We start from the raw sequence: 22,323 nt of genomic DNA, 5'->3' as shown, positions 1-22,323 counted from the left end.
GTGCCGAGAGATGTCTTCATCGGTGCCGCACACCCTCTTCATCGGTGCCGAAGCCTGCCTTCCCCGGTACCGAAACCAAATAGCATTTCTTACCAGGTTTTCTCTACAAAGTCCCGTGTTGAATCAGATTCATAAACTCTTCACGAGTTTTTGCCTGATTGAAAGCCCCGGTAAAATCCGAAGTAGTAGTAATAGAATTTTGTTTTTCTACACCACGCATCTGCATACACATGTGTTTGGCTTCCACTACCACCATTACCCCAAGTGGATTCAGTGTTTCCTGAATACACTCTTTGATTTGCAGTGTCATGCGTTCCTGCACTTGCAGGCGATGAGAGAATATATCGACTACACGGGCTATCTTGCTCAACCCGGTGATATAGCCGTTAGGAATATAAGCCACGTGTGCCTTCCCGTAGAACGGCAACATGTGATGTTCGCAAAGGGAGAAGAAATCGATATCTTTCACAATCACCATCTGACTGTATTCTTCCTGGAATTTAGCAGAGCGAAGCACTTCATGAGGATCCATGTGATACCCTTTCGTCAAGCTTAACATTGCTTTAGCCACCCGTTCCGGAGTTTTCAGCAACCCTTCCCGTTCGGCATCTTCACCCAACAAAGTTATAATACTACGATAATGACTCTTCAACTCCTCCAGATTCGGAGAAATAATTTCTTCTTTTTCTAACATGATACGATTATAAAGGAATATTGATCTGGTCTCTTACAATAGAAACCTCTTTGAACACACCGGTAGACTTCAACCGACGCATCATTGCGTCCGCCTCTTCAATGCTCCGGAAATCACCTACACGACAAAGCCAACGAGGTGGATTGAACGAAGTATATACTGTCAATTCAGGGAAATACTCTTTAACGCGTGATGCTACATGATAAGCATCATTCTTAGCCTGACGAGTATTATTACCGGCATACGCCTGTATTCTGAATCCGGAAGTCTTTATTACTTTCTGTTCACCTGTTGCAGGACGTTCCATCCCTATCAGAGCCTCAATACGGGGATCTTGATGAATAGTCACCTTTCCTTGTCCCGGAACGTTACGTTCCAGACTTTTGACAATGCCCTGTGCCTGTACACCGACAACTGCCAATACCAACAACAAAGTAAGTAAAGCTAGTTTTCTCATTCTATAAATAATATTTAGGCACGGATTACGCGGGTTACACAGTTTTCGAAATCTCTTGGACTAAACTATACCGTGTAATCCGTGAAATCCGTGCCTGAAAGAAGTTTTAATTATGCGTTAAAAGCATCAATGATACCTTTGAAATCAGATACTTTCAGAGCAGCACCACCAATCAAACCACCATCAACGTCCGGGTTAGCGAACAATTCTTTAGCGTTAGAAGGTTTGCAGCTACCACCGTAAAGGATAGAAGTATTGTCTGCGATTTCTTTGCCATACTTGTCAGCTACGATAGAACGGATGAAAGCATGGATTTCCTGTGCTTGTTCAGGAGAAGCAGTTTTACCTGTACCGATAGCCCAAACCGGTTCGTAAGCCAATACAATCTTAGAGAAGTCTTCAGCCGACAGAGAGAATACAGATTCCATTTGTGCAGCTACCACTTCGTTCTGCTTGTTAGCTTCGCGTTCTTCCAACACTTCACCGATACAGAAAATCGGAGTCAGACCGTTAGCCAAAGCCAATTTTACTTTTTCTTCAAGGATAGCAACTGTTTCACCGTAGTATGCACGACGTTCAGAGTGTCCCAGAATTACATATTTTGCACCAGTAGAAGCAACCATTTCAGCAGAAACTTCACCTGTATAAGCACCTGATACTTTGTCTGCACAGTTTTCAGCACCTACACCAATCTTAGCAGCGTCTACCAACGGAGTAACAGAAGCCAAGTGGATGAACGGAGTACAGATGATTACATCACAGTTAGGCTTTTCGTTAGCCAATGCTTCGTTCAGTTCTTTAGCCAAAGCGATACCCTCTTGAAGGGTTTTGTTCATTTTCCAGTTTCCTGCAACAATGTTCTTTCTCATTTTGTTTTTTTATTTTAAAGGGTTAATAAATTTACGATTGGACGATTGACGATTGAACGATTCAGGTTAGTGTTCGTTACAGAGGGTCGCTCGTTATCATTTTTTCTTATTCTTGTTCTTCTATTCCTTGATTCTTTGTTTCCGGTTCTTTGCTTTTTATCTCTTCTTCTTGTTGCTTCCGCTTCGCGGTTTTCCGTTCCCGGCGGCGAACGACCAACACATCCACCCCAAGCACTAACAACAACGGAATAACAAACCACAGAAAAACATATCCTACCGTATGAGCGTCACTGCTCACTTTCTGCTTTCCTAGCGGCAGATTCTCCAACTTGTCCGTCAGTACGTATTCATCCGGTATATCCTCATCGCTCCATTTATTCAGAATGGTTCCGTTCTTAATCAACATCAACCCCGGGTTAGAGCGAACCATCGTCTTCAATGTTATATCATCCATTTGGCAGAAAGGATATTCGGCTCCTGTTTTGTCCTTCCACAATTCTATCTGTTCCTCCGGTGAAGAAGTGAGGCAATAGAATTTGTAGCCATGCTCCACCGAATAGTCATATATCTCATTAATCAAATCAATGTTACTATCATCCGCCTCTTCAATGCGATGGGCAACCAATAGGAAAGTATATCCTATATCAGTCAATACATCGTCTGTTATATCTTCCCCCGTATTCAGATCTATCATAGAAAAATCATGAATAGCCGGTTCATATCCTTTTTCCTTAAGGATGGTACGCGTATCGACAAATGTCCAGGTACTATCCGGATAGTTATCCAACGTAAATTCTTTCTGCTCTCCGTTCTTCTCCAGGATAAAGATGCTTTCATATACGCTTGGTTTGGCTCCTTCGGGCATTGTCATACCTTCCAGGATATTCTTTCCGATCTTGTAAGGGCGAAAGTCTAAAACAGGCAAACGGTCCAGGCAATAGAACGATAAAGTAAACACAAAAAACAGCGTATAGAGAGAAACCAGCCACTCCATCTTCACACTGATAAAACGAATCAGCATCCTCCTGTGACGGAAAGCCATTATTGCCGCAAACAGCAGAATGATATTCTTTCCAAATGTTTCCCAATTCGTCAATACCCAGGCATCACCAAAACAACCGCAGTCCGAAACCGGATCAAAGATGGCAAGATACAAGGTCAGTGGCGTCATGAAAATCATCAGCATCAAAGCCAATGAGGTAGCCAATGTTCTTCTTGTTGCAAAGAACAAAGAGATACCTATAAAAAACTCAACGGCAGATAAAACGATACCTCCCAATAAAGGGAAGAATGAAGGGAACCAGGAAGCCATTCCGAATGCAGTCAGATAATCCTGTATCTTATACTGGAAACCCAGCGGATCAACTGCCTTTACAAATCCGGAAAAGATGAACGATGCCGCCAAAAGAAAACGACACATATTCGCCACTACCTCCTGAATGATATGTAAGTTCTTATCCTTCAAATTCTATCTTAATCAGTCCGAAAACAGAGTAATTAATCATATCCATATAATTGGCATCAATACCTTCTGACACCAATGTATTGCCGGCCAAGCTCTCAATCTGCTTGGTACGGTAGATTTTCATCAGAATCAAGTCTGTGTAAGAGCTGACACGCATGCTCCGCCAGGCTTCATCATAATCATGATTCTTGGCAAGCATCAGTTCTAATGCCTCTTTTGCATACTTATCGTACAAAGCCATCGCTTCTTCATTGCTGATGTCGGCAGACTCGGCATACCCCAGTTCCAACTGGATAAGTCCGATGATGCCATAATTGACAATCGCAATAAACTCGGCACGGATTCCCTCGTCAATCAGGGTTACTCCTTTGGTTTCAATACTTCGAATCCGATTGGCTTTAATAAAAATCTGGTCAGTCACCGAAGCCGGACGCAGGATACGCCATGCAGGTCCGTAATCGTGCAGCTTCTTGGAAAATAAGTCACGGCACAAAGCGATGACATGTTCAAATTGTTGCTTGGTATCTTTCATCTTCTTCCAAATAGTGCGCAAAGGTAACAATAATTAAGTAAAAACAGAAAGAGGGCACTCTAAATTATATTAAAGTGCCCTCTTCTAAAGATATTGTATTACTGTTTTATAAGCTATATTTTTTATGAACAACGCAAAACCTGTCCGATACGCAAAGTAGTAGTCGGTTTGATACGGTTCAGTTTGCAAAGTGTACTGACTGATACGCCACGCAATTTAGCAATGCGGGACAATGTATCGCCACTCTTCACCTTGTGATAACGGATGGTACCGTCAGCCACTTGAGTATCATGAGAACCAGCACGCTTCACGCCTTTTGCTTTGCGGAACGTATAAGTATCGGCAACGATATCTTGTTTCGGGAAGTCGAACATATAAATCGGATTAATTGCAATCCCCAGGAAGCGGGTTTCGAAATGAAGATGCGAACCAGTAGAGCGTCCGGTGTTACCACCCAAACCGATTACCTCTCCGGCTTTCACTAATTGGTTTTCTTCAACCAATTGTTTTGATAAATGACCATACACTGTTTCCAATCCATTATCATGACGGATAACGACATATTTTCCATATCCTCTACGCTCATATTTTACGATACGTACTTTACCGTCAAAAGCAGCTACGATAGTATCACCTATATTCACTTTCAAGTCCAACCCATTATGCATTCTTCTCCAACGAGGACCGAAAGGCGAAGTAATTTTTGTACTTGGAGTTGGCATGTGGAAACCTGTCAGGTCGATTGTATACGTATCAGGGATAATAGCATTTCCGTAAGCATGTACATACTGGTTGTTCCAGTTTGGATAAAGACTTAGGGCGGGATATTCGGACTGTTCGGCACGGATTTGCTTCTGCAAGGCCAAAGAGTCTACTGATTTTAATTTCTTGTCTATTGGTGCTTGGCGGGCAATCAGGTCTTGTGAGAAAGAGCTCAGACTGACCATAGCCGCAACAGCGACCAATCCTGTTTTAATAATGCTAAAATTCATTCCTTCTTTGTCAATTCAATTAATATTCGTCGTTTGCATACAGGTAATCAAATGTAGCCTGCTTGTAATCGAATATTTCTTCCGGTTTAAAAAATCTCGTTAATTCAATAGCTGCAGTCTCCGGAGAATCGGATGTATGAACGATATTCTCTTGAAAGCTCATACTGTAATCCCCGCGAATGGTGCCTGGGGCAGCTAAACGTCCATTAGTCGGTCCCGCCAACGTACGGACTGTTTGAATAGCATCCACACCTTCGAAACAACAAACAATGACAGGAGTTGTCATCATCGAATCTTTCACACGCTGAAAGAAAGGTTTGCCGCTAAGGTGGGCATAATGTTCGCTTAACAATTCATCAGTCAGTTGCATCATCTTCATGCCGGCCAACCGTAATCCTTTACGTTCAAAGAGATGAGTAATCTCACCAACCAATCCCCGTTGAAGGGTACATGGTTTTAAAATGACCAGCGTTTTTTCAAGCATAATACTCGACTTTGCAAATGGTTAAACAATACATTTACTAAAAAAATTCTCCCAAAGGTAGTATTTTCCTGTGAAATGGCAAGGGAGTTATTAACTATTTTTCAGATGCTTAGTGCAAAAAGAGGGAATAATTGTTCCGTTAAACTCCTATAAATAGGGAGGATAGGGACAAAATATGTTTTGCAACACATTTACGCAAATAAACTGCATGTTTAACCGTTTTTCAACTTATGGCAGCCCAGTTAACATTCGTTTTCCGCAAGGCTTTAAGCTGCCGCCACAAGATTTCATTCTCGGGATTCTGTGCCGCAGGGTCTTGTTCCACAATACTTTCAGCTATGGCACGCACGTATTGCAACAGTTGCCCGTCGCGTACAATATCCGCAATCTTCAAATCGAAAGCGATGCCGCTTTGCTGCGTACCTTCAAGATCACCGGGGCCACGCAATTTCAAATCGGCCTCAGCTATTTCGAAACCATCATTGGTGCGTACCATGATTTCCAATCGTTTCCGGGTGTCCTCCGTCAACTTATAATTCGTCACCAGAATACAATAAGACTGTTCCGCCCCACGTCCTACCCGGCCACGCAACTGATGCAACTGCGAAAGCCCGAAACGTTCTGCATTTTCAATAATCATCACCGAAGCATTCGGGACGTTCACTCCGACTTCAATGACGGTAGTGGCCACCATGATCTGCGCTTTGCCCGAAACAAAAAGCTGCATTTGCTCATCCTTCTCGGCTGGTTTCATTTTGCCATGCACTTTACAAACCGTACATTTGGGAAACTCTTCCAGAATATGTTGATATCCTTCTTCAAGATTCTTCAAATCAATCTTTTCGCTTTCTTTAATCAGCGGATAAACAATATAGACCTGGCGTCCTTCTTCAATTTGTTTGCGCACCGAACGATACATACTTTCCCGGCGGTTATCAAATTGGTGGATGGTAGTAATCGGTTTTCTTCCGGGTGGAAGCTCGTCGATAATAGACACGTCCAAATCACCATACAATGTCATTGCCAAAGTACGTGGAATCGGGGTAGCAGTCATCACGAGCACATGTGGAGGTTGAACATTCTTACTCCAAAGGCGGGCGCGTTGTGCCACGCCAAAGCGATGCTGTTCGTCGATAACAACGAAACCTAAAGAAGAGAAATTGACAGTATCTTCAATAACGGCATGCGTTCCTATTAATATCTTCACATCTCCGGTCAGCAATCCGGTCAGAATCGCTTCCCGCCTTTTGCCTTTAATAGAGCCTGTCAGCAGTTCGACACGGATATCCATGCCAAAGAGCAGTTCTTTGATCGTTTCATAATGCTGGTTCGCCAAGATTTCGGTGGGCGCCATCATGCAAGCCTGATAACCGTTATCCAACGCCAACAACATACTCATCAAGGCAACCAGTGTTTTCCCGCTTCCTACATCTCCCTGCAAGAGGCGATTCATCTGCCTGCCACTGCCGACATCGTTCCGTATTTCCTTCAATACCCGCTTCTGTGCACCTGTCAGTTGAAAAGGAAGATTCTTTGTATAAAATGTATTGAACACATCTCCCACTTTCTCAAAGATATATCCACGATATCTTTTTTGTCTGTCTTTGGCGTAGCGGAGGATATTCAGTTGAACATAAAACAGTTCTTCGAACTTAAGGCGATATTGCGCCCTGCGAAGCACATCGGGATTGGTCGGGAAGTGAATATTCCGGAGAGCTTCCGTCAAAGGCATCAGATGATGTTCCGCCAGCAATTTGGAAGAAAGTGTTTCAGGCAGAGGCTCCTGTATTTGTTGAATCACCGTTGCCATCATCTTCTCAATCGCGTGAGAGTTGAGGAAACTGCGCTTCATCTTCTCCGTCGTATTATAATAAGGTTGCAGTCCCACCGAAGAAAGTTTCAAATCTTCCGGCTTGTCTACATCGGGATGCGCCACATTGATACGTCCGTTGAAAACAGTCGGTTTGCCGAAGATGATATATTCCTCGTGCAGTTTATACTTACCTAAGATATACTTAATGCCTTGAAACCACACCAAATCCACGACTCCCGTACCATCCGAAAAGTGCGCCGTCAAACGACGTTGACGTCCTTCGCCAATGGTTTCGAAACCGAGAATTTCTCCTTTCAACTGGATATACGGCATATTGCCATCTATTTCGTGAATGTAATAGATGCGGCTCCGGTCAATATATTTATAAGGGAAATAATAAATTAAATCGTGCAAGGAGTAGATTTCCAACTCCTTATTTAATACAGCGGCTTTTTGAGGGCCTACACCGGAGATAAATTTTATGTCGCGTGTGGCTAAATCGAACATTTATAAAAGGGCACTCCCTACTTTTAAATCGAAAGGAGTCGTTATTTTTATATTTTCACGGTTACCTTCCGCCAGATACACAGGTATTCCCATTGCTTCGACAACGGAAGCGTCATCTGTAAAGAAGGGAGTAAATTCTTGTGCATAGGCTTGTTTCAACAACTCTACATCGAAAACCTGCGGTGTTTGCACCAGCTTGTAATCATTCCGGCTGACCGTTTCACTTCCGGCATCTGTCAGATGGCGAAGTGTCTCTACCACATCCACCACAGGAATCACCGCTTTCTGCACTTTTGCCAAGTCATAACAACGGCGAATCACCTCTACCGACACAAACGGACGTACGCCATCATGCACCCCTACCAGTCCCGGCTCCTGCACCAGTGCCAGACCGTTCTTTACAGAGTAAAAACGCGTTTCGCCTCCATCGGCAAAGGTATGTTCCACCGCAAAGCTGTGTTTTTGGCAAAGTTGCTTCCAAAAGTCCTGTTGTTCCCGTGGAAGCACTACTATGATTTGAAGTGTTTCGTCATATCTCCTAAATACTTCCAGGGTATGCATCAACACAGGTTTATCACCCATGGGAAGGAATTGTTTCGGGAGGTCACTTCCCATTCGCAAGCCCTTTCCACCGGCGACAATGATTACATATTTCTTCATGGACGGTTTAGCGTTTAACACACATCGCTTCTACCAGTTCGTCTACTTTTTCTTTACCTACCAACAGGTCAACGATTGTCAAAGCAAATTCCATGGCAGCACCCGGTCCCATACCGGTAATGATGTTTCCATCACGTACGACAGGTTCATTTACACATTCTGCACCATCCAGATATTGTTCAAAACTCGGATAACAGGTAGCCTTCTTTCCTTTCAGCAGTCCCAGTTTACCCAATACCATCGGAGCAGCACAAATGGCCGCAATAGGTTTACCTTTTGCGGCAAAATCAAGAATCAATTTACGCAACCCTTCGTGCTTGTCAAGTGTGGCAGCTCCCGGCATTCCTCCCGGCAACAGCAGCAGTTCAGCATCGAAGAAATCGCAATTCTCGAAGTTGATATCGCAAAGGACGGATACGTCATGTGCTCCCACTACAATTTCATCCGGCGTAACGGATACGATTTCTACATTAAGTCCGGCACGTCTCAACGTGTCAATAGCAGTAAAGGCTTCAATTTCTTCAAAACCATCTGCAAAAAAAGCGTATACAGTTCCCATAATCCTTTATATATTTGGTTAATGATACTATCTCAAGTTAAAATAATAGGTGATTGTCCCTGTCTGGTTATTCACCCCATCTATCGTATTAAAACGGGCTTTCTTCGCTGCATCCTCCGCCGCCTTACGCAAAGCGGAATTTACCGTATTCGTTTGAGGGCTAATACTGGTCGATATCACTTGCCCTGCAGGATTCACGGTGATATTCACCACTACACGTCCTTCTTCCTGCACATTATATACAGGCTTCGGCAAACTGCCCGTACCTAAAGAACGTCCGCCAAGGTCAAATGTTCCATAACCTCCGGTTCCGGTCTTCGCTCCGGTAGAAGAGTTTCCCTCCTTGCTACCTTCGGTTCCCGTACCACTAGCCGCTGTTCCTTTATTTCCTGTCATTTGCGCTCCCTTTCCAAACGCACCGGACACCCTCTTTCTGGCAGCTTCTTCGGCAGCCTTACGTTCACGTTCCGCTTTTTCTTCTGCCAGCCGTTTCGCTTCCGCAGCTTTTTCGGCTTCCGTTTTCTCCGGCTTCTTCACCGGTTCTTTCGGCTTGACCACCTCTTTAGGTTTCACCGTTTCTTTTTTCGGTTCTTCCGTCTTAGGTTTCAGAGTTACTGTTTCCTCTTCAGTCTGCGTCAATAAATCCTGTTCCGAAGGAAGTTCCGGTGCTGTTTCCGCGGGTGCTGCCGCATCTTCATCCATGATATCCACGTCTACCAGAGAGGGATCATCGAAGCCACTTGCTGCGTCTACATTTCCCATCATTACAGGCACTCCGCCTGCATCTTCATCCGGTTGAGGGACAGTAAAGCTCACCAGAATCAAAAGAGCAATCACTGCCACATGCACCAACAGTGCACCCAGCGCTCCTATGTATTCACCCTTTTTTCTTCTGTCCATTGTTTCTTATTTGTTTTCAGGCGGGCGTGTAGCCAGCACCATCTTAAAATGATTCTCGTTTGCAATGTTCAATACCCTTACGATCTCACGGTAAGGTACCGATTCATCCGCATACAATGCCACGTACATTTCCGGCTCCTTCTCTGCGCAACTCTGCAAGAATGAAGTCAGGTCGTTCAGCGCCACCGGCTGCTCTTTTTCATTGCCGAAAGCGGCATAGAAATTCAAGTCTTTATCGATAACCACTCTTGTCAGCGGTTTGGCCGAAGTCTGCTGCTTGCCTTGCGGCAACAAGACTTTGATAGCATTGGGCGACACCACCGTAGAGGTTATCATAAAGAATATCAGCAACAGGAAGATGACGTCCGTCATGGAAGCCATGCTGAAATTGGGCGATACTCTATTTCTTCTTTTTAATCCCACTTTGTTAGTGATTAAGGGTTAGTGATTAATAGGTTGGCATATCGATTCACTTTCCAGCCGGCTCGTTCAGCAAGTCCATGAACTCCATTGTACGAGATTCCATTTTATTTACCACACGGTCTACCAGCATCACCAGATAATTGTAGGCAAACATAGCAATGATACCGACAATCAGACCACCGACCGTAGTAATCATAGCTTCATAGATACCACCGGAAAGTAAAGTGATATCAATGTTTCCGCTTCCGGCATTCGCCATTTCGTAGAATGCACGCACCATACCGGTCACCGTACCGAGGAATCCAAGCATCGGAGCACCTCCAGAAATAGTTGCCATTACAGTCAATCCTTTTTCCAGCTTTGCCACTTCAATATTACCTACATTCTCAATAGCTACCTGTACATCGTTAATAGGACGTCCTAAACGGCTGATCCCTTTTTCTATCATACGTGCCGAAGGGGTGTTTATCGTACGGCAATAGTTAATAGCCGCTTTGATCTCACCGCTATGAATATAGTCTTTAATCCGCTCCATAAACATCGGGTCCTCTTTTCCTGCCTTACGAATCATGTAGTTACGTTCAAACAGGATATAAAAACAGACAACCGACAATACACCCAGCACAATCATAATCCATCCACCCTTGATAGCCATATCAAGCATGTTCATTTCAGGAGCGTTCACCTCCGTCAATACGGGGTTGGCAGTAGCCAGCGAGTCGGCCATATTCATAGCCCCTTGGGCTAACAAGATCATTGCATTCATGAGCGTAGACAGTTTTTATATTCCTGAATGGTACGTTCGAGTCCCAGATACAATGCATCGCTAATCAACGCATGTCCGATGGAGACTTCATCCACCCAAGGAATGTTTTTATAGAAATAATTTAAATTAACCAGACTCAAGTCGTGTCCGGCGTTCAATCCGATACCCAGTTTACGGGCAGTCTTCGCGGCTTCGATAAAAGGAGCGATGGCAGCTTCCGGATTCTTCGGATAGTTCGTTGCGTATGGTTCGGTATACAGTTCGACACGATCCGCTCCCGCTTTTGCCGCATATTCCACCATTTCAGGATCGGCTGCCACAAAAACAGAAGTACGAATACCGGCGCTGTTAAACTGATCGAGAACTTCAGTAAGGAATTCCAGATTTGCTTTGGTGTCCCAACCGGAATTAGAAGTAATTTGTGAAGGATCATCGGGAACCAAAGTTACCTGATGAGGTTTAACTTTCAACACCAGGTCAATAAATTCCGGAGCGGGATAACCTTCGATATTAAATTCCGTGCGCAACAAAGGGCGCAAATCATATACATCTGAACGACGAATGTGGCGTTCATCGGGACGAGGATGAACAGTGATACCGTCTGCACCAAAAGATTCACAATCAAGCGCTACCTTTACTACATCGGGGACATTTCCTCCGCGAGCATTCCTTAGCGTGGCAATCTTGTTTATGTTTACACTTAATTTAGTCATAGTTCTACGTTATATTTGCCGCAAAAATACAAATATTATTATTAGTTGCCTAATAATACGAAACGCATTATGGGTTCTTTTTTGGTTATTTAAAGTAGAAATCCAAGAAAAAATGCCAAATTTGCATCCTGAACTAATGATATTGCTTATGAAATTCGCCATTTTCGGAAATACTTATCAGGCTAAAAAGTCCTCTCATGCTGTCACCTTGTTTAAACTTTTAAAGAAACAGGGAGCAGAGATTGGTATGTGCAGGGAATTTTATCAATTCCTAGTTTCTGAAAATATGGATATTAAAGCAGATCAATTATTTGATGGTGATGATTTTACTGCCGATATGGTAATCAGCATCGGAGGCGACGGAACATTTCTGAAAGCTGCCCGCCGCGTAGGAAGAAAAGGGATTCCTATTTTGGGAATTAACACAGGACGTTTAGGATTTCTGGCAGATATTTCGCCGGAGGAAATGGAGGAAACATTTGATGAAATCCAAAACGGCAGATATAGTGTGGAGGAACGGAGCGTACTTCAGTTGATCTGCAACGACAAACATCTCCAAGATTCTCCTTATGCCCTCAACGAAATAGCTATTCTCAAACGAGACAGCTCCTCAATGATTAGTATCCGGACAGCTATTAATGGCGCGTATCTGAATACTTATCAAGCTGACGGGTTAGTAATTGCCACTCCAACAGGTTCCACAGCCTACTCTTTGAGTGTAGGAGGCCCGATCATCGTCCCTCATTCCAACACTATTGCCATCACTCCGGTGGCTCCACATAGTCTCAACGTCCGTCCTATCGTTATTCGGGATGACTGGGAGATTACATTAGATGTAGAAAGCAGAAGTCACAACTTCCTCGTCGCCATCGACGGGAGGAGCGAGACTTGCAAAGAAACGACTCAACTAACCATCCGTCGGGCAGATTACAGCATAAAGGTAGTGAAACGTTTTAATCACATTTTTTTCGATACACTCCGCAGCAAAATGATGTGGGGAGCGGATGGAAGACGATAGATGGGAAACTAATCTAACGTAAAAGTCTGCGAACCAATCAGATTACCACCTTCGAAGATATCAACGCGATAGTTTCCGGCATATAAGAATTCTTCTACATCCCAGAATACATTCACGTTCTGTTCTTCTCCGTTATATTCAATATATTTCTTGATGGAGTAAACCAGTGTACGGTTTTCATAAGGGAAAGTATTGGATGCACTCTTAGTCAAAACATCATTATCCGGTTTGGTTATACGTATATAAATGGTACGTTCCCCGTTTTCAGCAGTTATATTCTTCACGATTGTGAAACTGATAGCCAATTTCACCACATCTTTCACCTTCTTCGCCACTTTACCGCGTTTATTGCGTGGTTCGATACGAATATTAGTTGCATCGAGTTGTGCGGCTAACGTCACCTTCTTATCCAGATTTTTCTTTTCTTCGGAAAGGTTACTGATTTGTTGTGAAGCCTGATTATATTTTTGTGTTACTTCTGCAATGACCTGTTTCTGCTGTGCAGCCAGTTTATTTAGTGAATCAATCTGATTAATATAACCAACCATTACTTTACGTAAGGTAGCCAATTCTTTCTTTAAACGACGAATCTCTGTTGCATTCGAACTCTTCACAGTACGAAGTTCTTCTAATAGACGTTGGGTCTTTAACTGTTCCTGTTCTAACAATACTCCTAATGAGTCATTAGTAACCTTAAACTTCAATTCATCATATTCTTGCACAAAACGACTATATTCGTTTTCCAGATCTTCCTTATCCAATTGGAATTCCTGCACTAACTCCCGATTAGCTTTTTTTTCGGTAAACAATAAATAAGTAATACCAATAATAGCTATCACCAAAATAGCCACGGCCGCAATAAGAAGGCTTTTTTTACTCATAGTTTCAGTTGTGAATTGATAACGTGCGCAAAAGTAATCATTTCGCAACAGAAGTCAAGTATAAAAAGTGAGAGTTTTTGAAAAACTCCCGACTAATCTATGCAATTTTAATTTATTAACCAGTCAACCAGGCCGAACCGACAGACGCAAGTACCCCGACTGATTCTCCTTTATGATCCTAAGCGGCCACTGACATTACCTGATCGAAGCATCCTTATTTGCGACTTTTACCTTGTTTACGTACTAGTTTTGAAGCAAATGGTACTTTAGCAAACAAGTATTGAAATTATTTTTTAATGAAGCGGTAGCCCGAGAAATAATATAGAATTCACCTAACGTACAAATGTACGTTATCTACCGTGTGAATGTCCGTTACCCACCGGGCGAGCATCAACAACCTACCAGACAAAAGGCGGTCATCTGCCGGACGAACAGTTCATGAGGGACACGAGAACAGAAACGACACCGACGAAGTGATCCAAACCGACAACGGCAGCAGCCAAAGCCATCTTCTCTGCCCAGTATTATTGCTATTGTTTATAACAGAAATAATACTTTTACTTACTCTTCTTTACTTTACTCTTCTCTACTCTACTGGTTTTCATTGGGTTTTTCCCCTTTACTGGCGGGCGTTTCAGCGCTTTGTAACACCCTCTCCGAACACCCTCGTTTTTGTATCGTTTTCGTTGTTTATTCTCCGCTTCTCTTCCACGCTTGCCAACGGCTTGTTCGACCACTTTTTTTTCATGATAGCCATCCATTCCGTAGAACTTAGACCTTTAACTAAAATTATTACGGAAAAATTTCTTTAATCAGGATTATCGTTGTAATTTTGTCGCGCTAAAAGATAAAACAAATTATCAACTTTTTAAATATATAGTATTATGTCAAAAGTAACCGTAGTAGGCGCAGGTAACGTAGGTGCTACATGTGCAAATGTACTTGCTTTTAATGAAGTAGCAGACGAAGTAGTAATGCTGGACGTTAAAGAAGGCGTTTCAGAAGGTAAAGCAATGGATATGATGCAGACAGCTCAATTGCTGGGTTTCGACACTACATTGGTAGGCTGCACTAACGACTATGCTCAAACCGCTAACTCTGACGTTGTTGTGATTACTTCAGGTATTCCTCGTAAACCGGGTATGACTCGTGAAGAGCTGATTGGTGTGAACGCTGGTATCGTTAAATCGGTAGCAGAAAACCTGTTGAAATATTCTCCTAACGCTATCATCGTTGTTATCTCTAACCCGATGGATACAATGACTTATTTGGCATTGAAAGCTTTGGGCTTGCCGAAAAACCGTGTGATCGGTATGGGTGGTGCTTTGGATAGCTCTCGTTTCAAATATTTCTTGTCTCAAGCTATCGGTTGCAACGCTAACGAAGTAGAAGGTATGGTTATCGGTGGTCACGGTGATACTACTATGATTCCTTTGACTCGTTTCGCTACTTACAAAGGTATGCCTGTAGCCAACTTCATCTCTGCCGAAAAACTGGAAGAAGTAGCCGCTGCTACAATGGTAGGTGGTGCTACGCTGACTAAATTGCTGGGTACTTCTGCATGGTATGCACCAGGTGCAGCAGGAGCATTCGTAGTTGAATCTATCCTTCATGACCAAAAGAAGATGGTTCCTTGTTCTGTATTATTGGAAGGTGAATATGGTGAATCAGATCTTTGCATCGGCGTTCCTGTAATCCTTGGCAAGAACGGTATCGAAAAGATCGTTGAACTGAACCTGAACGAAGACGAAAAAGCTAAGTTCGCAGCTAGCGCAAAAGCTGTTCACGGAACGAACGCTGCTTTGAAAGAAGTAGGTGCTCTGTAATTAATCCCCTTACTTTATATATCAAGAAAGGCTGTTCTTCACTACGAGGAACAGCCTTCTTTCTTTTCTACAGAATCCTACCCCACTATCTTTTAAAAAAAGCTAATTCATTTTGCACTTTCAAGTAAAGCTCATACATTTGCATCGTTGTTTATGCAATTATTGTTTAAGTAAACAAGTTCAAAAAAACAGACTACTTCAATAAACAAATTACATAAGAACCGGGTTATTAAATATAGAAGTATCACCTTATTAATATGCAAGATGCGATGAAAAAAGTATTTCTTCTGACAATTCTGCTAAGTCTCACTTTCATAGGAAAAGCGCAGAACTTTCTAAGTCTGGATAGTTGCCGCGCATTAGCTCTTGCCAACAACAAAGATTTGTTGATAAGCAATGAGAAGATAAATGCTGCTCATTATCAACGGAAAGCTGCATTTACGAATTATCTTCCCAATTTCTCGGCAACCGGAGCTTACATGAGAAACCAGAAAGAGTTTTCATTATTAAACAACGACCAGAAAGCTGCGCTTTCAGGACTAGGAACTAATCTGGCAGGCCCTATCCAACAGGTTGCAACCGGAATTATAGCAACACATCCTGATTTGGAGCCTCTTATTTCGTCTTTAAGCGGAAAGTTGCTGCCTGCTCTCGATCAGGCGGGAAACTCTTTAGTAGATGCACTCCGCACAGACACCAGAAATGTCTATGCAGGCGCTATTACATTGACACAGCCTTTATATATGGGTGGAAAAATCCGGGCGTACAACAAAATAACAAAGTATGCCGAAGAGTTGGCTCAAGAACAACACCACGGTGGCATGCAGGAAGTAATCATGAGTACAGACCAGGCTTATTGGCAAGTTATTTCGCTGGTTAATAAGAAGAAGTTGGCGGAAGGTTATTTAAAGCTCTTGCAACAGCTGGACGGTGATGTAGAAAAAATGATTAATGAAGGAGTAGCCACCAAAGCGGATGGCTTGTCTGTACGCGTCAAGGTGAATGAAGCAGAAATGACACTCACCAAAGTGGAAGATGGATTGAGCCTTGCCCGAATGTTGCTGTGCCAACTATGCGGTATTGATCTTAGCTCCCCCATCACGCTAGCAGATGAAAATATGGAAGATATTCCATTACTGACAACAGACCCTCATTTCGATTTATCTACCGCTTATGAGAATCGTCCGGAAATACGTAGTCTCGAATTAGCGACACAGATTTATAAACAGAAAGTAAACGTAACCCGTGCCGAACATCTTCCTTCTATCGCATTGATGGGGAATTATATGGTAACCAATCCTTCTGTCTTCAACAGCTTTGAAAACAAATTCAAAGGCATGTGGAATGTGGGAGTGATGGTACAGATACCTATATGGCACTGGGGAGAAGGTATTTATAAAACGAGAGCAGCAAAAGCCGAAGCCCGCATTGCACAATACCAGCTTCAGGACGCACGCGAAAAAATAGAGTTGCAAGTCAATCAAGCCGCTTTCAAGGTAAAAGAAGCAGGTAAGAAACTGGTTATGTCTTCCAAAAACATGGAAAAAGCGGAAGAGAATCTGCGCTATGCAACGCTTGGTTTTAAAGAGGGAGTGATTGCCACCAGTAATGTTCTTGAAGCACAAACGGCATGGCTGTCCGCTCATTCAGAAAAGATTGACGCACAAATAGATGTGAAGTTAACAGAAATCTATCTGAAGAAATCTCTGGGAACACTGAAATAAATAAAAAGCAGAAAAATAAAGTAAAGAACCCAATCAGAAACAACCCAATCCCTAACCAACTCACAATCCATAAAACATAAATCATAATTCATAATTCATAAATCATATGGCACCTATAAAATCACAAAACAGCAATATGCTGCTTGCATTCCTTACTCTACTGGGAGTTATTGCAATCGTTGCAGTCGTTGGCTTCTTCATGCTTCGCAAAGGTCCTGAAATCATACAGGGACAGGCTGAAGTTACCGAGTATCGCGTTTCGAGCAAAGTTCCGGGACGTATATTGGAATTTCGCGTGAAAGAAGGACAAAGTGTCAATGCCGGAGATACGCTGGCTATTTTGGAAGCTCCTGACGTAGTGGCAAAAATGGAACAGGCACGTGCTGCCGAAGCTGCCGCACAGGCACAAAACGCAAAAGCAATCAAAGGCGCGCGTGAGGAACAAATCCAGGCAGCATACGAAATGTGGCAAAAAGCCCAAGCAGGCGTCACCATTGCCGAAAAATCATATCAACGTGTAAAGAACCTCTATGAGCAGGGAGTAATGCCTGCACAGAAATTGGATGAAGTCACTGCGCAACGGGATGCAAGCATTGCTACAGAGAAAGCAGCCAAAGCGCAATATACTATGGCAAAGAACGGAGCGGAACGTGAAGACAAGATGGCCGCGGAAGCTTTGGTAAACCGGGCAAAAGGTGCTGTTGCCGAAGTAGAATCGTACATAAAGGAGACTTATCTCATAGCTCCGGCTGCCGGAGAAGTTTCAGAGATTTTCCCGAAGGTAGGCGAATTGGTAGGTACTGGTGCTCCCATCATGAATATCGCCGAGCTCAACGATATGTGGGTAACATTCAACGTACGCGAGGATCTGCTCAAAAATCTGACAATGGGTTCAGAATTCGAAGCAGTCATTCCTGCTCTGGATAACAAAAAGATCAAACTCAAAGTATATTATCTGAAAGACTTAGGGACTTATGCCGCTTGGAAAGCAACCAAAACAACCGGACAGTTCGACCTGAAAACATTCGAAGTGAAAGCTTCTCCGATAGAGAAAGTGGAAAACCTCCGTCCGGGTATGTCTGTCATCATTGACAAGTAATCATGAGAGAGAGAGAAAAGAAATATATAGCCCTGTGGCAGGTCATGCAAAGAGAGTGCCGGCGGTTGGTTTCACGCCCGCTCTACCTCTTCTGTATGGTCATTGCCCCACTGTTTTGCTATATATTCTTCACCACCTTAATGGATTCGGGACTTCCCAAGGATCTTCCTGCAGGAGTGGTAGACATGGATGATTCGTCCACCTCCCGCAATATTGTCCGCAACCTGGATGCTTTTTCACAGACAGGGGTTGTAGCTCATTACAGTAATGTGACAGATGCACGCATTGCCATGCAAGAGGGAAAAATCTACGGATTCTTCTACCTTCCCAAAGGTTTATCGGCAGAGGCACAGAGCCAACGACAACCGACAATCTCCTTCTACACCAATTACTCCTACCTGATTGCAGGCTCCCTATTGTTCAGAGACATGAAAATGATGGGAGAACTCACTTCGGGAGCTGCTGCAAGGACTATGTTATATGCCAAAGGTGCAACAGAGGATCAGGCTATGGCATATCTGCAACCGATTGTTATCGATACACACCCACTGAATAATCCGTGGCTGAACTATTCGGTATACTTATGCAATACACTGATACCGGGAGTACTCATGCTATTAATATTTATGGTAACTGTCTATTCAATCGGTGTAGAAATCAAAGATCGTACGGCTCGCGAATGGTTACGAATGAGTAACAACTCCATTTATATTGCATTGGCCGGGAAGTTGCTTCCCCACACCGTAATCTTTTTCATCATGGGTATATTTTATAACGTATACCTGTATGGATTCCTGCATTTTCCTTGCAACAGCGGTATATTTCCGATGATATTTGCCACGCTTTGTCTTGTACTGGCATCCCAATGTTGTGGTATTGTCATGATAGGAACCCTGCCGACTCTACGACTCGGATTAAGTTTTGCTTCCCTGTGGGGAGTCATATCGTTCTCCATTTCCGGTTTTTCATTCCCGGTCATGGCTATGCATCCTGTTTTACAGGCTTTGAGCAATCTATTTCCTTTGCGGCACTATTTCCTTATTTACGTGGATCAGGCGCTCAACGGATATAGTATGGCTTACTCATGGACCAACTATATGGCACTATTAATATTTATGATGCTCCCCTTCTTCGTGGTTCACCGCCTGAAGGAAGCATTGGTTTACTATAAATATATACCCTAAATGAAAGATATAAAATTAAAAGATAAGATAGCTCAAGGCATCAATGACCTGTTTTATATCTGGAAACGGGAGTTTCAGACAACTTTCCGCGACCAGGGGGTACTGATATTCTTTATACTCGTCCCGTTAGGTTATCCGTTGCTATATAGTTTCATCTATGATAACGAAGTAGTGCGTGAAGTTCCTGCTGTTGTTGTAGATGATTCACATTCATCTCTTAGCCGCGAATATCTCCGCAAGGTAGATGCTACGCCCGATATTCAAATCGTCTCCTACTGTGCCGATATGGAAGAAGCTAAACAAATGCTGAAAAACCGGCGTGCATACGGCATCATTTATATCCCTTCGGATTTTAGTGACAATATTGCCAAAGGAAAACAGACACAAGTGAGCATCTATTGCGACATGAGCGGATTGTTGTATTATAAATCGATGCTTCTTGCCAACACAGCGGTTTCTCTGAATATGAATAAGGACATCAAGATTGCACGCAGTGGAAATACAACCGACCGGCAGGATGAAATCACCGCTTATCCGATCGAATATGAAGAGATCTCTATCTTCAACCCGACTGCCGGATTCGCCGCTTTCCTAATTCCTGCAGTATTGGTATTGATTATCCAACAAACATTATTACTCGGTATCGGTCTCGCTGCAGGAACAGCTCGTGAAAATAACAGGTTTAAGGATCTCGTGCCTATTAACCGCCATTACAACGGAACGCTGCGAATTGTATTAGGAAAAGGCTTGAGTTATTTCTTGGTTTATATATTAGTAGCTTTCTATGTACTTTATGTGGTTCCAAGATTGTTCAGCCTCAACCAGATCGGACAACCCAGTTCATTAGTATTATTTGTTGTCCCCTACCTTGCGGCTTGTATCTTCTTTGCCATGACAGCTTCCATTGCTATCCGCAACCGGGAGACGTGTATGCTGATTTTTGTATTCACGTCAGTCCCCTTGTTATTTATTTCCGGAATCTCTTGGCCGGGAGCAGCTATTCCCCCGTTTTGGAAGTATGTATCTTACATCTTCCCCTCTACCTTTGGAATTAACGGCTTTGTAAAAATCAATAATATGGGAGCTACTCTTAGTGAAGTAGCTTTTGAATATAAAGCTTTATGGTTGCAAGCCGGCATTTATTTCCTTACCACTTGTTGGGTATACCGCTGGCAAATACTAATGAGCCGCAAACATGCAATAGAGCGATACAAAGAATTAAAAGAGAAAGAAAACTTATCCAAGCAGATAAGTGATTAATGAGTAAGAATTACAAGAGAGAGAATTAACGGTGTATCCTTTCAATGGGATATGCCGTTTTTTTCAAATAAGAACATGAAAATCCCCCGTTCCAAGAGAGTATAGAACGAGGGATTTTAGAGATATTATAAAGAGAGTATAATAAGTTTAGAACTTGTAACCTACACCGATAGAGAAGTTCATGTTCTTCGGTGCACCGTCACCATCAGCCAATTTAGCCAAACCAAATTCTCCTGATAAGTCAATAAAGAATTTATTAATTTCATAAGCAACGCCTACACCGAGACCTGCATCAAATCTTTTTGCTCCAAATTGATCATCACCGTCACCAAAGAAATCAATTTTTTCATCACCAATTTTACACTTACCAGCAATACCAAATGCAAAATAAGGACCAGCTTTCACTACAATATTCTGGTTATCAGCAATTGCAAATCTTGCAGCAGCCAATACCGGAATCTCCAAATACATTGGATTCATTTTCACTTCATCCTGTTTAGCACCTTTTTGAGTGAACATCAACGAAGGTTGAATAGACCACATATCAGAGAACTGATATTCCATGCCAACGCCTACATTGAATCCAATCCTCATGTCAGTATCCATATCCCCAGTAAAGTTACTCATGTTCATACCAACTTTGGCATTCCAAGAAATCTGAGAATAAGAAACGATAGAAACAAGTGCAAATAGCACAAAAATCAAACCTTTTTTCATATCATTCATTTTTTAGTTTGCCTTCCTCTTCCCTTTGGTTGGCATTGTTAGTTAATAGTTCTGTTTGAAGTGTGGGGAATTATTCGCAACCGGTTAAAGTATTGAAACACACCCTTCCGTATTTAACGTATGTTTTGTAGCCGCAAATATATTTCATTTATTTTATATAAAAAAATCCTTGATAGTCTATTTTTTGCATAAAGGTTATTAAAGAGTGACTATATAGAAAAAAATAATGTTCATCCGGTCTTTTTTTATGCTTAAATAATTTCCGAATAACAATGCAATTAAAATATTCTTGCAAGATTTATACATTTACAATTATTAACCGACTAGCTATTGCTCATTTACGAAATATTCGTAGATTTGCGAAGTATTCGTAATTAAACAACATCTCCATGGAAAAGTTAACTATACAAGAAGAAGAAGTAATGATCTACATTTGGGAGTTACAATGCTGTTTCGTAAAAGACATTGTTGCAAAGTATACGCAACCGGCACCTCCTTATACCACAGTAGCATCTATCGTAAAGAACCTCGAGCGGAAAGGATATGTCACACCGAAACGTGTGGGTAATACCTACCAATATACTCCTGCCATTCGCGAAAATGAATATAAACGCCATTTTATGAGTGGCGTAGTTCGTAACTACTTTGAGAACTCTTACAAAGAAATGGTTTCTTTCTTTGCCAAAGACCAGAAAATTTCGACCGATGATCTCAAAGATATTATCGAACTCATTGAAAAAGGAAAAGAAAATTAATAGAAAACATTCATCA

23 protein-coding genes are annotated in these 22,323 nt (G+C 42.5%); 7 read left to right on the top strand and 16 right to left on the bottom strand.

The window, feature by feature from the left end:
- Positions 1-103 precede the first annotated feature (103 nt).
- The 14 genes from folE to KFO40_RS04625 all read right to left on the bottom strand — a co-directional run bounded on the left by folE (position 104) and on the right by KFO40_RS04625 (position 11,834).
- Positions 104-694 carry a GTP cyclohydrolase I FolE gene (folE, locus tag KFO40_RS04690; protein WP_004307849.1) on the bottom strand — a complete coding sequence of 197 codons (591 nt, stop codon included), beginning with the start codon at positions 692-694 and terminating at the stop codon, positions 104-106.
- A 7-nt stretch (positions 695-701) separates the two neighbouring features.
- Positions 702-1,151 carry an SPOR domain-containing protein gene (locus tag KFO40_RS04685; RefSeq protein WP_004307848.1) on the bottom strand — a complete coding sequence of 150 codons (450 nt, stop codon included), beginning with the start codon at positions 1,149-1,151 and terminating at the stop codon, positions 702-704.
- 110 nt (positions 1,152-1,261) lie between these two features.
- Positions 1,262-2,020 (bottom strand): triose-phosphate isomerase, encoded by a 759-nt coding sequence (tpiA, locus tag KFO40_RS04680; RefSeq protein WP_024987416.1) that lies wholly within the window; start codon positions 2,018-2,020, stop codon positions 1,262-1,264.
- Positions 2,021-2,126: 106 nt separating this feature from the next.
- Positions 2,127-3,485, bottom strand: coding sequence for a BT_3928 family protein (locus KFO40_RS04675; protein ID WP_117810290.1), 1,359 nt, complete (start codon positions 3,483-3,485; stop codon positions 2,127-2,129).
- Positions 3,475-4,017, bottom strand: a complete 543-nt coding sequence (locus KFO40_RS04670) for a DUF1599 domain-containing protein (RefSeq protein WP_004307845.1) — start codon at positions 4,015-4,017, stop codon at positions 3,475-3,477. Before KFO40_RS04670 ends, KFO40_RS04675 begins: the two co-directional genes overlap by 11 nt.
- A gap of 122 nt (positions 4,018-4,139) precedes the next feature.
- Entirely contained in the window at positions 4,140-5,009 is an 870-nt protein-coding gene (locus tag KFO40_RS04665) for a peptidoglycan DD-metalloendopeptidase family protein (protein WP_004307844.1), read from the bottom strand.
- 19 nt (positions 5,010-5,028) lie between these two features.
- Positions 5,029-5,493 carry a nucleoside-diphosphate kinase gene (gene ndk / locus KFO40_RS04660; RefSeq protein WP_004307843.1) on the bottom strand — a complete coding sequence of 155 codons (465 nt, stop codon included), beginning with the start codon at positions 5,491-5,493 and terminating at the stop codon, positions 5,029-5,031.
- A gap of 223 nt (positions 5,494-5,716) precedes the next feature.
- A complete protein-coding gene (gene recG, locus KFO40_RS04655; RefSeq protein WP_120067225.1) occupies positions 5,717-7,813 on the bottom strand; it encodes an ATP-dependent DNA helicase RecG in 2,097 nt (698 codons plus the stop codon).
- A complete protein-coding gene (locus tag KFO40_RS04650) occupies positions 7,814-8,473 on the bottom strand; it encodes a 2-C-methyl-D-erythritol 4-phosphate cytidylyltransferase (protein ID WP_008020487.1) in 660 nt (219 codons plus the stop codon). It lies immediately after the preceding gene.
- A gap of 7 nt (positions 8,474-8,480) precedes the next feature.
- Positions 8,481-9,032, bottom strand: coding sequence for a DJ-1 family glyoxalase III (locus KFO40_RS04645; protein WP_008020485.1), 552 nt, complete (start codon positions 9,030-9,032; stop codon positions 8,481-8,483).
- A 27-nt stretch (positions 9,033-9,059) separates the two neighbouring features.
- Positions 9,060-9,932, bottom strand: a complete 873-nt coding sequence (locus KFO40_RS04640; protein ID WP_015532306.1) for a cell envelope integrity protein TolA — start codon at positions 9,930-9,932, stop codon at positions 9,060-9,062.
- A gap of 6 nt (positions 9,933-9,938) precedes the next feature.
- On the bottom strand, positions 9,939-10,355 hold the full coding sequence (locus KFO40_RS04635) for an ExbD/TolR family protein (RefSeq protein WP_004305499.1): 417 nt from the start codon (positions 10,353-10,355) through the stop codon (positions 9,939-9,941).
- 46 nt (positions 10,356-10,401) lie between these two features.
- Complete coding sequence (locus KFO40_RS04630) at positions 10,402-11,121, bottom strand: MotA/TolQ/ExbB proton channel family protein (RefSeq protein WP_008020483.1); 720 nt, start codon at positions 11,119-11,121, stop codon at positions 10,402-10,404.
- On the bottom strand, positions 11,118-11,834 hold the full coding sequence (locus KFO40_RS04625; protein ID WP_004307837.1) for a pyridoxine 5'-phosphate synthase: 717 nt from the start codon (positions 11,832-11,834) through the stop codon (positions 11,118-11,120). The genes KFO40_RS04630 and KFO40_RS04625 overlap by 4 nt, the downstream gene beginning before the upstream one ends.
- Before the next feature lie 148 nt (positions 11,835-11,982).
- Here KFO40_RS04625 and KFO40_RS04620 point away from each other — a divergent pair, with 148 nt between their 5' ends.
- Positions 11,983-12,852, top strand: coding sequence for an NAD kinase (locus KFO40_RS04620; RefSeq protein WP_004307836.1), 870 nt, complete (start codon positions 11,983-11,985; stop codon positions 12,850-12,852).
- A gap of 8 nt (positions 12,853-12,860) precedes the next feature.
- Here the strand turns inward: KFO40_RS04620 and KFO40_RS04615 are convergent, their stop codons facing one another.
- Positions 12,861-13,733, bottom strand: coding sequence for a hypothetical protein (locus KFO40_RS04615; RefSeq protein ID WP_008020481.1), 873 nt, complete (start codon positions 13,731-13,733; stop codon positions 12,861-12,863).
- Positions 13,734-14,617: 884 nt separating this feature from the next.
- Between KFO40_RS04615 and mdh the strand changes: the two genes are divergently transcribed.
- The 5 genes from mdh (at position 14,618) to KFO40_RS04590 (ending at position 20,826) form a co-directional block, all read left to right on the top strand.
- The gene (gene mdh, locus KFO40_RS04610; protein ID WP_004297234.1) at positions 14,618-15,559 is read left to right on the top strand and encodes a malate dehydrogenase; all 942 of its coding nucleotides are present in this window, start codon (positions 14,618-14,620) and stop codon (positions 15,557-15,559) included.
- Between the two features lie 269 nt (positions 15,560-15,828).
- Positions 15,829-17,283, top strand: coding sequence for a TolC family protein (locus KFO40_RS04605; RefSeq protein WP_211146124.1), 1,455 nt, complete (start codon positions 15,829-15,831; stop codon positions 17,281-17,283).
- 106 nt (positions 17,284-17,389) lie between these two features.
- On the top strand, positions 17,390-18,382 hold the full coding sequence (locus tag KFO40_RS04600) for an HlyD family secretion protein (RefSeq protein ID WP_004315462.1): 993 nt from the start codon (positions 17,390-17,392) through the stop codon (positions 18,380-18,382).
- Positions 18,383-18,384: 2 nt separating this feature from the next.
- Positions 18,385-19,566, top strand: a complete 1,182-nt coding sequence (locus tag KFO40_RS04595; protein ID WP_032811697.1) for an ABC transporter permease — start codon at positions 18,385-18,387, stop codon at positions 19,564-19,566.
- Positions 19,567-20,826: an ABC transporter permease gene (locus tag KFO40_RS04590; RefSeq protein ID WP_008020474.1), complete on the top strand. Its 1,260-nt coding sequence runs from the start codon at positions 19,567-19,569 to the stop codon at positions 20,824-20,826.
- A gap of 147 nt (positions 20,827-20,973) precedes the next feature.
- On the opposite strand, the gene KFO40_RS04585 is transcribed toward KFO40_RS04590, so the two are convergent.
- Entirely contained in the window at positions 20,974-21,543 is a 570-nt protein-coding gene (locus KFO40_RS04585) for a porin family protein (protein ID WP_004314733.1), read from the bottom strand.
- A gap of 398 nt (positions 21,544-21,941) precedes the next feature.
- Here KFO40_RS04585 and KFO40_RS04580 point away from each other — a divergent pair, with 398 nt between their 5' ends.
- Complete coding sequence (locus tag KFO40_RS04580; RefSeq protein WP_004305524.1) at positions 21,942-22,307, top strand: BlaI/MecI/CopY family transcriptional regulator; 366 nt, start codon at positions 21,942-21,944, stop codon at positions 22,305-22,307.
- Positions 22,308-22,323: the final 16 nt, after the last annotated feature.

The sequence above is a fragment of the Bacteroides sp. 1001302B_160321_D4 genome (genome assembly GCF_015667765.1).
GTDB lineage: Bacteria > Bacteroidota > Bacteroidia > Bacteroidales > Bacteroidaceae > Bacteroides > Bacteroides xylanisolvens.
This window is presented reverse-complemented; position numbering and strand designations above follow the sequence as displayed.